The organism is Pseudomonas sp. NFX71 (assembly GCF_048079215.1).
GTDB lineage: Bacteria > Pseudomonadota > Gammaproteobacteria > Pseudomonadales > Pseudomonadaceae > Aquipseudomonas > Aquipseudomonas fluorescens_B.
The window spans coordinates 5,340,276-5,352,477 of sequence record NZ_CP182230.1; the positions used below are offsets into that span (position 1 = coordinate 5,340,276).

9 protein-coding genes and 1 pseudogene are annotated in these 12,202 nt (G+C 55.8%); 6 read left to right on the forward strand and 4 right to left on the reverse strand.

Annotated elements, in window-relative coordinates; all coding sequences use genetic code 11:
- Nucleotide 1 precedes the first annotated feature (1 nt).
- On the reverse strand, nt 2-769 hold the full coding sequence (locus ACM1ZW_RS24835; protein WP_017338831.1) for an SDR family NAD(P)-dependent oxidoreductase: 768 nt from the start codon (nt 767-769) through the stop codon (nt 2-4).
- A 292-nt stretch (nt 770-1,061) separates the two neighbouring features.
- Here ACM1ZW_RS24835 and ACM1ZW_RS24840 point away from each other — a divergent pair, with 292 nt between their 5' ends.
- Nucleotides 1,062-1,769: a TetR/AcrR family transcriptional regulator gene (locus ACM1ZW_RS24840; RefSeq protein ID WP_017338832.1), complete on the forward strand. Its 708-nt coding sequence runs from the start codon at nt 1,062-1,064 to the stop codon at nt 1,767-1,769.
- Entirely contained in the window at nt 1,759-2,535 is a 777-nt protein-coding gene (locus ACM1ZW_RS24845) for a pyrroline-5-carboxylate reductase family protein (RefSeq protein ID WP_416740839.1), read from the forward strand. Before ACM1ZW_RS24840 ends, ACM1ZW_RS24845 begins: the two co-directional genes overlap by 11 nt.
- A gap of 53 nt (nt 2,536-2,588) precedes the next feature.
- Here the strand turns inward: ACM1ZW_RS24845 and ACM1ZW_RS24850 are convergent, their stop codons facing one another.
- On the reverse strand, nt 2,589-4,625 hold the full coding sequence (locus ACM1ZW_RS24850) for an FAD-dependent oxidoreductase (protein ID WP_416740840.1): 2,037 nt from the start codon (nt 4,623-4,625) through the stop codon (nt 2,589-2,591).
- Between the two features lie 171 nt (nt 4,626-4,796).
- Here ACM1ZW_RS24850 and ACM1ZW_RS24855 point away from each other — a divergent pair, with 171 nt between their 5' ends.
- Nucleotides 4,797-5,786, forward strand: coding sequence for an isopenicillin N synthase family dioxygenase (locus ACM1ZW_RS24855; protein ID WP_416739567.1), 990 nt, complete (start codon nt 4,797-4,799; stop codon nt 5,784-5,786).
- A 131-nt stretch (nt 5,787-5,917) separates the two neighbouring features.
- Nucleotides 5,918-6,125 (forward strand): annotated as a pseudogene (locus ACM1ZW_RS24860) (helix-turn-helix domain-containing protein); the annotation flags it as partial.
- Nucleotides 6,126-7,309: 1,184 nt separating this feature from the next.
- Here ACM1ZW_RS24860 and ACM1ZW_RS24865 read toward each other — a convergent pair.
- Together ACM1ZW_RS24865 and ACM1ZW_RS24870 are read right to left on the reverse strand one after the other, a co-directional pair.
- Nucleotides 7,310-7,525, reverse strand: a complete 216-nt coding sequence (locus ACM1ZW_RS24865; protein WP_017338837.1) for a hypothetical protein — start codon at nt 7,523-7,525, stop codon at nt 7,310-7,312.
- 370 nt (nt 7,526-7,895) lie between these two features.
- On the reverse strand, nt 7,896-9,791 hold the full coding sequence (locus ACM1ZW_RS24870; RefSeq protein ID WP_017338838.1) for a sigma-54-dependent Fis family transcriptional regulator: 1,896 nt from the start codon (nt 9,789-9,791) through the stop codon (nt 7,896-7,898).
- Nucleotides 9,792-10,033: 242 nt separating this feature from the next.
- On the opposite strand from ACM1ZW_RS24870, the gene ACM1ZW_RS24875 reads away from it, so the two are divergent.
- On the forward strand, nt 10,034-11,857 hold the full coding sequence (locus ACM1ZW_RS24875) for an NAD(P)/FAD-dependent oxidoreductase (RefSeq protein ID WP_416739568.1): 1,824 nt from the start codon (nt 10,034-10,036) through the stop codon (nt 11,855-11,857).
- Complete coding sequence (locus ACM1ZW_RS24880; protein WP_416740841.1) at nt 11,850-12,089, forward strand: AbrB/MazE/SpoVT family DNA-binding domain-containing protein; 240 nt, start codon at nt 11,850-11,852, stop codon at nt 12,087-12,089. Before ACM1ZW_RS24875 ends, ACM1ZW_RS24880 begins: the two co-directional genes overlap by 8 nt.
- The last annotated feature ends 113 nt before the right edge of the window (nt 12,090-12,202 follow it).

The following is a 12,202-nucleotide window of genomic DNA, read 5'->3' on the forward strand; positions in this document are numbered from 1 at the left end:
CTTAGCCGGATACCGGCTTCGCGCCTGTGACTTCTACCGTTTCACCGGCGATGTACCTGGCCTCGTCGGACGCCAGAAATGCGATGACATCCGCAATGTCTTCAGGCTCGGCGATGCGGCCTAATGGCACGCTCTTGTTCAGTTCCTGTACGGCTTTGTCGGGATCCAGGCCTCGACGCTCAAAGCCGCTGCGTATCATCGGGGTATTGATTTCGTGCGGGCACACGGCGTTGACACGGATGCCCAAAGGGGCGCAATCGCGGCCCAGATTCTTGGTTAAAGCCGCGACGGCCCCTTTGCTTGTGCAATACGCCACATGGGCTGGACCGGGATAAATGCCCCAGACAGATGATGTGTTGACGATTGCGGCGCCCGGGCGATTTTTCATGTGAGGTATCGCGGCACGGCAGATGAAGAACACTGCATTCAGGTTTACGCCCATGGCGTCAAACCACATGTCGTCAGTCGTTTCCTCAATCGTGCCACGGGGAATAATGCCGGCATTGTTCAATACGATGTCGATTCCCGAAAAGATATCGACGGCAGTTTGGACAATCGCCTCGCAATATTCCTTACGGCGTAAGTCGCCAGCCACGTAATGCACTTCAGCGCCCAGGTCACGGACTTTGGCGGAAATAGATTTGCAACCGGCTTCATCAAGATCAGATAACACAAGCTTTGCGCCTTCTCGGGCGAACAATAATGCTAACGCCTGTCCGACGCCCCCGGCAGCGCCGGTGATGATGACCACTTTATTATTAAACTTCATGACACCTACCTATTGTTGTTTTCGGTAGAGCCATTATTTGGTTTCATCGGTTCTAATCGTCCAGCAACTTTTTTATAGGGGCAAAGATAACTTTTTGTTATCTAAAAGTTGGAATCCGCTGGTGATCAACAGTGACCCGTCGTCCGGCTCGGGCGGTATTCAATGAGGCAGTCCGTTGTGAGATCGAATGCGAATCATCGTCTAAAAAATGTACACAGCTGTACATGCCGTGTACGCCACGGCCCCTGAGGTGTACAGTGGGGAAGAATTCTTAAATGAAGGTGCAACCCGAATGTCACAGACAGGAAGGGCGAAAACCAAAGCGCAGGATGCAGGCTGGCGAGGCTCCGTCGATGGTTGGCTGGATGCCGCCTACGATGCTCTTAAAGAGTCGGGAGTGGAGGCTGTGCGGGTGATGCCGCTGGCCAAACGCTTGAACTTGTCTCGCACCAGCTTCTATTGGTTCTATGAAGATCGGGAACAGCTGCTGGCGGCGCTCCTCGCTCGATGGCGGGACAAGAACACCGGCGGTATGGTCAGCCAATGTGAGAGTTATGCGGAAAGTATTTCCGAAGCGATTCTCAACGTCTTCGAGTGCTGGGTGAACCCCGAGCTGTTCGATTCACAGTTCGAATTTGCCGTGCGCAGCTGGGCGCTGCAATCGGACGAAGTCAAAGCTGAAATCGCTCTGGCCGATGAGGCACGGATGAATGCCCTGGCCGCGATGTTCCGGCGGTTTGGCTACGACGCCGAGGGGGCTGACGTTCGGGCCAGGACGATCTACCTCACGCAGATCGGCTACATCTCCATGAAAACCAATGAAGATATTGTCGTTCGATTCAGACGGATTCCTCAGTACGTGAGCGTGTTTACCGGCAAAGTACCGAAGAGGCGCGAGCTGGACCGCTTTTATGGAAAGTTCGGCTACGCAGAAAAAGAACCCGGCGTTTTCGTCCCCTTGGTCGAGACATTCGAGGAATCCACTGCCGATGGAGAATAGAACGCTGGGCATCATTGGCGGCACCGGCTGGCTCGGGCGTGCAATTGCCGAGGCGCTCCTTGATAACGGTTTCATCAAGCCTGACCATTTGTTGATCTCGAACCGCTCCGGCATCAGTACCTTCGAGCCTGGTGTGAAGCTGCTGTCCGACAATCAACAGTTGGTGGACCTCAGCGATATTGTCGTGCTGTCCATCCGGCCGGAGCAGTTTCGTGAACTGCAGATCAACGCCCGCGGCAAGCGAGTGATTTCTCTGATGGCCGGCGTTCCGGCGGCAGCCATCAGCGCGGCCACCGGTGCGGATGTAATAGTGCGGGCCATGCCGAATGCGGCCGTGGAAATCAGACAGTCGTACACGCCCTGGTACTGTGTCGGAAACCTTTTTGAGCGCGATCGTAACTGGATGCAGCGACTGTTCGAGTGCGTAGGCTCGGCGGACGAAGTGCCTGATGAAGACTGCATTGATTACCTCAGCGCGTTGTCCGGGACTGGGCCGGCCTTTCCGGCAATGTTGCAAATGGCACTGACTAATCAGGCGGTGGCTGCGGGAATTCCTCTTGCCATCGCGCAGCGCGCTGCACAAGGCGTAGTAGTGGGGGGCGGCCAGATGCTTGCCCGCCGCGATCCGCGGCAAATGATCGAGTCGTTGATGGCTTATCGTGGCGTGACGGCCGCAGCGCTGCAGTCGATGGCCGATCAGGATATCGAATCCATTGTGGGGCGAGCAGTAAAGGCTGGCGCTGAGGTTGCGCGGCGGGGAATGTAGCTGGGGCAGGGGATATACAGTGAAGGCCCGCTGAAGGGCCTTCACTTTTGGACTTAGATTTCTTTCACCAGGCGCAAAGCGTCGTAGATGGCTGCGTGGGTGTTGCGAGCAGACACGGCGTCACCGATCCGGAACAGCTGGAAGCGCCCTTCAGGATTGGTGACGATGTTCTGTGCCGTGCCGGCGATCAGGTCATGCTGCTCTACCGCGCCGCCATTGGTGGAGAGAGGACGCAGGTCGAAGTACAAATCGTCCAGGGGAAGGGTGCCGTGGTTGACGACAACCTGATCGACCACACGCTGCTTGTGGACCTTTCCGTAATCGCTGCCAAAGGTTGCAACGAGCCCGCCATCACGTTTTTCCACGGTATCGACCCGGTAGGTGACGGTGAAGGTGACGTCCAGGTCCTGCAGGCTTCGCATGTAGGGCACCAGATTCATAGCCATGACTTCAGGTGCAAACGAGCGGTCGGGGGTGACGATTTCGACTTTCGCACCGCTTTGCGCGATGACCTCGGCAGCCTGCAGGGCAGCATGGTCGCCAGCATCGTCGAAGATCAGTACGTTGCGACCGGGTTTGATGTCGCCGGAAATGATGTCCCAGGTTGAAACCACGAGTTCGTTGCCTTTGCGCAGCACCTCGGTATCAGGCAGGCCGCCGGTCGCAACGATGACCACGTCGGGCTCGAAGGCTTGCACAGTGTCGGCTTCGGCCCAGGTGTTGAAGTGGAACTTCACCCCCAGCCGCTCGCATTGCGCCATGCGCCAATCAATGATGCTGATCATCTCACGACGACGTTCGCTCAACGCCGTCAGACGAATCTGCCCGCCTGGTTGGTCAGCCGCCTCAAGCACTGTTACCTCATGGCCGCGCTCACCGGCGACCCGCGCCGCTTCCAGCCCGGCAGGGCCGGTACCGACTATCAGAACCTTGCGCTTGACGGCGGCTTTGGGAATGTCATGTGGCATGGTGGTTTCCCGACCCGTCGCTGCGTTGTGAATGCAGTAGGCCGCGCCTCCCTGATAGATGCGATCCAGGCAATAGTTGGCGCCCACGCACGGGCGAATGTCTTCTTCGCGCTTCTCGATGATTTTGCGCACGATGTGCGGATCGGTCATGTGCGCGCGGGTCATGCCCACCATGTCCACTTTGCCCGAGGCGATCGCGTAGCGCGCGGTGGCCACGTCAGGAATCTTCGCCGCGTGAAAGGTCGGAAAGCCTGTCGAGGAGCGGATCTCGCCTGCGAAGTCGAGATGGGGTGAGTTGCGCATACCCTGGATCGGGATGACATCAGTCAGGCCGGCGTCTGTATCGATGTGACCACGCACGACATTCAGGAAGTCGACCAGTCCGCTGTCCTTGAGCATGTGAGAAACCTGCATGCCCTCGCTGGCAGTGAAACCACCGGGCAATTCTTCATCACCGGTGTAACGAACTCCCAGTAGAAAGTCTTCGCCTACCCGCTGACGTATGCCACGCAAGACGTCGAAGGTAAAACGCATGCGGTTTTCCAGCGAGCCGCCGTAAGGGCCGTCGAGGTCATTGGTCAACGGCGACCAGAACTGGTCCATCAAATGCCCGTAAGCCTGGAGTTCCAGACCATCGAGGCCCGCGGCCTTCATGCGTTCCGCGGCGTCTACATAGTCCTTGATGATCCGCTCGATGTCCCATTCCTCCATTTTCTTCGGGAAGGAGCGGTGCGAAGCCTCGCGACGGTGTGACGGCGACACCACCGGTAACCAGTCGGCCTTGTCCCAGCGGGTGCGACGACCCAGGTGAGTCAACTGGATCATCACTGCCGCGCCATGTTCGTGGCATTCATCGGTCAGGTCCTTCAACCATCCGACTACTTCGTCCTTGTAGGCGAGCACATTGTTGAACACCGGCGGACTGTCTCGGGATACGGCAGCGGAGCCGGCAGTCATGGTCAGGGCGACACCGGCCTTGGCGCGCTCCACGTGGTAGGCGCGATAGAGATCCTTGGGCATGCCGTCCACAGGGTAGGCCGGTTCATGGGAGGTGGTCATGATCCGGTTTCTGAGGGTCAGATTCTTGATTTTATAGGGTTGCAGCAAGGGATCGCTGGACATCGTGGTGCGCTCCAAAGTGGGCTTCATCAGGCTTGGCCACTTGAAATTAGGACAAATGTACACCTGTGTCAACGCTTGGTGACACAGGTGTACATTTTGCTTGCGTGCCAAAAAATCCAGGATTAACATCCGTCAAAACCAAGACCGACTTGTTTGGATAGGAGAGGGCACGTGACAGAGTTATTTGATATTCGGCTGGCTAGTAAACAGACAGCTTTCACTGAAATTCCAGTCATCGATATATCGTCGCTCATACACGGCAACAATCCGCTGCCGGTGGCAACCCAAATAGGTGATGCCTGCGAAAAGGTGGGGTTCTTTTATATAAAAAACCATGGCGTTGACCAGCAACTCATCGATGAGATGTACACGTTAACCAAAAGATTTTTCGAACTTCCTTATGAGGAGAAAAACAAACTCAATGTCGTAAACTCCGGGCTCACGCTACGTGGTTATATACCGATGTATGCGGAGAACGTCGATCCGGCTAATACCCGCGATTTCAAAGAGTGCTTTGATTGCGGAGCTCATTACGACGAGGTCTCTCCCTTTTTTGGTCCTAATCAAATGCCGTCGGCACTGCCGCAATTCGAGAAGGTTGCCGAAGCGTATCACTCCGCTGTATTGGCGCTCGCAAGAAAACTCATCGGCGGGATAGCGCTGAGTTTGGGGCTGCCACAAGATTACTTTGAACATCTTCAACGCAAGCCCATCACTATTCAGCGAATTTTGCACTACCCGCCCCAGATCGGAAGGATCTCCCAGGAAGAGATTGGTATCGGGGCGCATACGGACTACGGTTTCTTGACTGTCCTGTCTCAAGACGCAGTTGGCGGTTTGCAAGTCAGGAACCGGGCAGGGGAGTGGGTTACCGCCCCTCCAGTTGAAGGCACTTTTATTGTCAACATTGGTGATCTGGTTCAAACACTCACCAACGATCGCTATACCTCGACAATGCATCGCGTCATAAATACCAGCGGTCTAGAGCGTTATTCAATACCTTTCTTTATTGATTTGGATTTCGATGCGGTTGTCGAGCCTGTACCAACCTGTGTCAGTGAGACTTTGCCCGCGAAGTACGAAGCCTACACGTGTGGCAAACACAAGTTTAAGCGTTTCGTTGATAGCTATGCGCATCTGCAAGAAGTCGAAAAGGCATGATCGCGCTTTAAGCTGTGCGAATGCCTTATTTAAGAGTTCAAAAATTATCATTGCAGCTGTGAGACGATTGTTCCACTGGGACCACAAGACTCACCTTGGTGTGCCTTGTGGTTTTTCAAGAGATATTCATCGCGATGAGACCGCTGCAGTATCGGAAATGGCTGCGGTTAAACGAGGCGCGTCGCTTGATGCTCAATGAACATCAGGATGTCTCCAGCGCGGCTTTTAAGGTTGCTTACGAAAGCTTCGCAGCTCAGTCGCGAATTCCATGATGTCGGTCATCGCCATCGTAAACCTGCGATTAGAATTGAAGGGATGATTCGTCGCCGCAGGGAGTAGCCGGTTGACGATTGCTCTGGGCGCCTGTCAACGAACGCGTCGCCGAAGCTGCCCGGGGTGGGTGATCAGACGGTTTGAGCGTTGATGACTGGATCCGTGGGGAATGAGTTTGGGGATTGGTAACTCTAAAGAGCCCTTTGGTAGAAGTTCCGTCCTAACACATGATTTAACATAATATACATTATGCGCACCTTTGGATAAGAGCCTGGGAGCCAAGAGACGCGCCTTTCAATGTGCTGAAAGCCCCCGACCACGCTCAATTCAGCCTACGGTCAATCGTTGATGTAATGTTCACGGGTCAACGAAGCGGGATTGCCGCTCACCAGGTTCAGCCCTTGATGTGTCAGAACAGCCCCTTTAAAGCTAGCTGGAAGCTCTTTGGAGAACCGGACAAAGCCTTCGTCAGACAACCAACGAACGCAACTCGTGAACAAAAACTCCTCAGCACTTGCCGCAACATATCCAGCTCCATCCCAGCTATTGCCTTCTCGATAGACAGTCTGATGATCGGCTGAGTCAGCTTGCAAGTGAACGGGCTCGGGGAAAGTTCAGCCACATGCTAAACCGCTCAACAGGCGGAATTACAAATGCAGCAGCCGTCTTGGGCCTGAGCGAGGCCTGGCTAAATGAGCTTTGCGCGGACAATTCAATGACTACGAGGAAAAGGATCTGATCAAGTACCTAGCGAAACTCAACCACGGCGGGAGTTTCGCGGGCGGGAAACTGGAGGAATGAGAGTTACAGCCCTCTGCTTCTGCTGGTATTTAATACGATTAAGTTATAACTATGCTAAATAGTTCTTTAGTTTAGTTATATTAGCAATCAACCAGCCTCGGCGTCAGAAAAAGAACAAGCTCCGTACTGTTTGAAACGGTCGAGCTGCTGGTGAATAACCACTTGAAGGACGATGGTTAATCTAGCCTTGCGCTCGATGATTACCCTGGCTTAAAAGAGGCAGGCGCTTCATCAAATCAGTGGTGATGTTTTGGCGCCCGTGCTGCAGCAATCGGTATCTCGCGGCCCTCCTCTTATGCAGTCTGTCGACGAATAGTCAGGATGGCTGCTCCGAAGCAGATGAACGTCGACTCAACTACCTAGCGGACCCACTGGGATAGCTCGGGTCATCACGCACTTGCCCAAGAGACCAGTGCGGCATACAGACTAAGAAACGTCACCAAGCCCAATCACGCGAGCTTTATGGCTCCGCCTTGGATATCGTCACGCGCCATTCGTAAGTCAATAGCGTCCTGGTTGAGTCGGTGAATCATGTTGAGCAACCGTTGACGTAGCACTTCGTCTTGAAGCTGCTCTACTGCGCGCATCATATCGAGCGCCGCTACCTCATTGTTAGTGGCGACGGAGTCGAGCAGTTTGCGCATGCTTCTTGATGGTTGATTCATCTCCAACTCCCTGGATTTCAGTGACGCGAATCATATGACCAGAATGTTTCATCGATATTTCAGCTGCACGAACTGGCTTTAATCACCGGCTCCGGCTCATTTGGCGCTAGCTGGAGGGGTGCCCTGTGAGGTGTCAATTACGCTTGTCGCGCCATCCCGTGATGTAGCTAAATCGCTACCATTAAGCCGGGCCTTGCCCGAATGAGCGATCACAACAATCAACATCAGGTGCTACCGCTGAATGAGGCACGTAACGAAGCTCAAGCGAGCCCTTCCCTCTCCGGTCAACCGATTAGGTCGAGAACACATGTCGTATCTACCCTCAGTCCAAGTCCACAGAGACAGGAAACACGACGATATCATTCTGCATTCAACCGGGTCGTGAAATACCGTGGTGGCGCAATTTGCGATAGAGCGTATTGCGGCTGATCCCCAAGCGAGCAGCAACGTGGGCGATATGCCAGTGTTCCGCCTCAATCAATGTGAGCAGTGTCTGCCGCTCGGATACGCCCAGCGGATTTTCTGCCAGCGCAATTGTCGCTGGCACTACCGGCAGCAACTCCTCCAAATCATCCAGGGTCACACGCCCTTCCAACGCCAACGCTACCAGTGTGCGCAGGCACGTACGCAGCTGCCGGACGTTGCCCGGCCAAGGCTGCGTCAGCAGACGCTCTCTGACGCCAGGCTCTAGCCGAATTCTGCCCCCTGCCCCCTCATCGCGCAGCAATAGGTCGAGTAAAAGCCCCTTGTCTGATCGTTCGCGCAGCGGTGGAAGGTGCACGGCGAACCCCGCAATGCGGTAGAACAGATCCTCGCGCAAGCGCCCTTCGGCCACGCAGACGTGTAGATCCTGGTGGCTGGCACTGATGAGGCGAACATCGAGCGGACGTGCCGTCGCGCCGCCTAAGGGCACCACCTGACGCTCTTCCAGCACGCGCAGCAGGCGAGTCTGTAAAGCCAGTGGCATATCGGCGATCTCATCAAGAAATAGTATGCCGCCATGGGCCTGTTCCAGCTTACCGATCATTCCGTCCTTGCGTGCGCCGGTGAAGCTGCCACCGCGATAGCCGAACAGCTCGCTCTCGATCAGCGCTTCTGGAATGGCCGCGCAATTTATCGCCACAAACGGCTGGCTCGCTCTGGAGCTGGCGCGATGCAGCGCCGCAGCAAAAGCCTCTTTGCCGGTACCGGTTTCGCCCTGTAAAAACACCGGAACGTCACGCTCCAAAACACGCAATGCGCGAGCAAAGCCGCGTTGCAGGCGCGGGTCTTCCAGGCACACATGCACGTCGTTAATTTTGGGGATTGCAGGAGTGACTAAAGGCACCTTGCGTAAGGGTTCTCGCAACTGTCCGTAGAGCAGGCGTCCGTCCAGCAGCCGCATTGGCCAGCAGACACTTGGCTGCGAGCTGGCCTGACTCATCACCTGATCGAGAGGTGTCTCCAGCAGCATCGTCAGAGATTGCCCAACCACCTGCTCACGGCTGAGGCCCAGCAGCTCGAGCGCCGCATGATTGACTGAACAGATACAAGCGCTCTCGTCAAAACTGAGCAACCCCTCCCCCAACAGCCCGACGTAGCCGGACTCCGGGTGGAAGCGCAGCAAGTATCGCTGCGGATCATGCCCCAGGAAATAACAGCTCTCGATCATATGGGCCGTCAGGTTGGTCAATGCCATTGCTTTGAAGTGCTGCTGAAGACCTTGTTCCTCTCGCACAGAAGAGAGGTTAAGAACGGCGAGCAGCTCTCCGTTCGCATCAAATATCGGGCTGGCCGAACAGGTTAAGCCGGCATGCTTGCCACGGAAATGTTGATCACGACGGATAGTGACATGCTGTCGCTCGACCAAGCAGGTGCCGACACCGTTGGTACCCTCGCAATCCTCGCTCCATATCGAACCGAGCCATAATCCGGAACGCTGAAATTCGGCTCGTTCGGATTCGTTAAACACACTGTCGATCGCCACACCGCGAGCATCGGTGAGTAGCACCACGTGGCCATCACGTCCGAGCTGTTGGTGCAAGTTGCTCATCTGCCAGTGCGCCACAGCGATGATGTGTTCCAGTGGCGCGCGGTGATCCTGCAAGCGTGGATGCTCAACCACGTTAGGTGCGCGGCGACTGGCAGGATCGAGCTGATATTGATCCAGGCACCGGCGCCAGGATCGTGTGATGGCCAAGTCAGCAATAGGGCCATGGGTGGCGTGAGTGCCCTGCACGGCTTGCAGCACTTGTTGTGCATGGGCGTTGATCAAGGCCGGCTTCATTATTCTTGTTCTCCGTTACGGTCAGGACACGGGTCTGTTTGCAGCTTATATGAAAAGACCGGAACCAGCGCTTTTTGCACCGAGTGACACTCTGTCATCCACCATTTCCAGAATCGTGACAGATCTCCGAATCCAAGGCTGAGCAACACCGCAGCAGCGCTCTGCAATGGGGCTTTCGCGAAGGTGGCCCGAGCCTTGCTCAGGGGCAAGTTGTACAAAAACAACAAGATCGGAGAAGCCCAATGAACATCGCTGTTGAAACACCTCTGCACACGCCAACTGCTCAACTCGCGGCTTGGGTCGAAAACCTCGGCGAGCGTCTCGCCCAACGTGATGTGGACGGCGTACTGGAACTGTTTGCCGAAGAGTGTCACTGGCGTGACCTGCTACTTTTCAGCTGGAACCTGGTGACCCTCGAAGGCAAGCCTGCCATCCGAGACATGCTCGAAGCACGCCTCGACCAGACTCGTCCTGAGCGATGGAAACTGGAAGGTGAAGCGACGCTGAATGACGGTGTGCTCGAAGGTTGGATCAGCCTGGAAACCGAAGCGGCGCGAGGTAAAGGTTACGTTCGCCTAAAAGACGGTGTGTGCTGGACGCTGTTGACAGCCATGCGCGAGCTCAAAGGCTTTGAAGAACCCAGTGGCCGCCGTCGTCCAATGGGTGCAAGTCACGGTCACACCCACGCCGACAAACGCAACTGGTTAGAGCGTCGCCAAGATGAAGAAGCTTCGCTAGGCATCACCACCCAACCTTACTGCCTGATCGTTGGTGGCGGCCAAGGTGGGCTGGGGCTCGCTGCGCGGCTCAAGCGAATGGGCGTGCCAACTCTGATCGTCGACAAAGCCGAGCGTCCTGGAGATCAGTGGCGCGGTCGCTACAAGTCGCTGTGCCTGCACGACCCTGTCTGGTACGACCATATGCCTTACCTGCCCTTCCCCGATCACTGGCCAGTCTTCACCCCAAAAGACCAGATTGGCGACTGGCTGGAAATGTACACCAAAGTCATGGAGCTCAATTATTGGCCGCGTACCGAATGCGTAAGTGCCAACTTTGACGAGCAAAGTGGCACTTGGAAGGTTGAAGTGCAGCGCGATGGCGAGCATGTGACTTTACAGCCTACCCAGTTAATCCTCGCCACCGGCATGTCTGGCGTACCCAATGTTCCCACTTATCCGGGTGCCGAGGCTTTCAATGGCCAGCAGCATCATTCCAGCCGCCATCCCGGCGGAAACGCCTGGAGCGGCAAGCGCGCGGTAGTAATCGGCGCGAACAATTCGGCTCACGATATCTGCGCCGACCTTGTGGAGAACGGTGCCGAGGTGACCATGGTGCAACGCTCCAGTACTCACATCGTGCGCTCTGACAGCTTAATGGATCTCGTCTTCGGGGGGCTCTACTCCGAAGATGCCTTGGAGTCGGGTTTGACCACCGACAAGGCCGACATGCTGTTCGCCTCGATCCCCTACAAGGTAATGCCAAGCTTTCATCAACCAATCTTCGAAGCGATCAAGGAGCGTGACAAGGACTTTTACGAGCGCTTGGCCAAGGCCGGGTTCATGCTGGATTTTGGTGACGACGAGTCTGGCCTTTTCATGAAGTACGTACGCCGTGGTTCTGGTTACTACATCGACGTCGGCGCCTCCGAACTGATCGCCAACGGCACGATCAAGCTCAAGAGTGCTCCTGGCCTGGGTGTCGAACGCATCGAAGCAGATGCCGTCGTGCTCAACGATGGCAGCCGGCTACCAGCAGACCTGATCGTCTACGCCACAGGCTATGGCTCAATGAATGGTTGGGCCGCGAAGCTGATTTCCCAAGAAGTCGCTGACAAGGTCGGTCGCTGCTGGGGCCTGGGTTCCGGAACCACGAATGACCCTGGCCCATACGAGGGCGAACTGCGGAACATGTGGAAGCCAACACAGCAAGAAAACCTCTGGTTTCACGGTGGCAACCTGCATCAGTCACGGCATTATTCGCTGTATCTGGCGCTGCAGTTAAAAGCGCGCTTCCAAGGCATCAACACGTCCGTCTACGGCCTTGCCGAGAGTCACCACACTGGCTGAGTCAAATGGCGCTCAGCCGTGGTTGGGCGCCTCTCCACAATGCCCCGGACGGATCCGGGACGAAGCGCTGCGGGAGCGCGAACTGGTCGGCGACGCTGTGTATTTGATAGACGAATTTGTTGGCAACATGCGCTGCCTTGTCCTATCAAAAAAGCCTCAAATCACGGATCGGATAGACGAGCTCACGGAAGCATGGAATAGCAGGCAGCTTGGTAACGTCCAGGAGAAATGAGACAGCTGCAATGCGCTTCGCGAATCAATCGTGGTCGGCCAACTGCGGAGTGAACCGCTCAGGGCATATGAAGACTTTGGGTCGAGCCGGGCTTAAGCCCGAATGAGCGATAG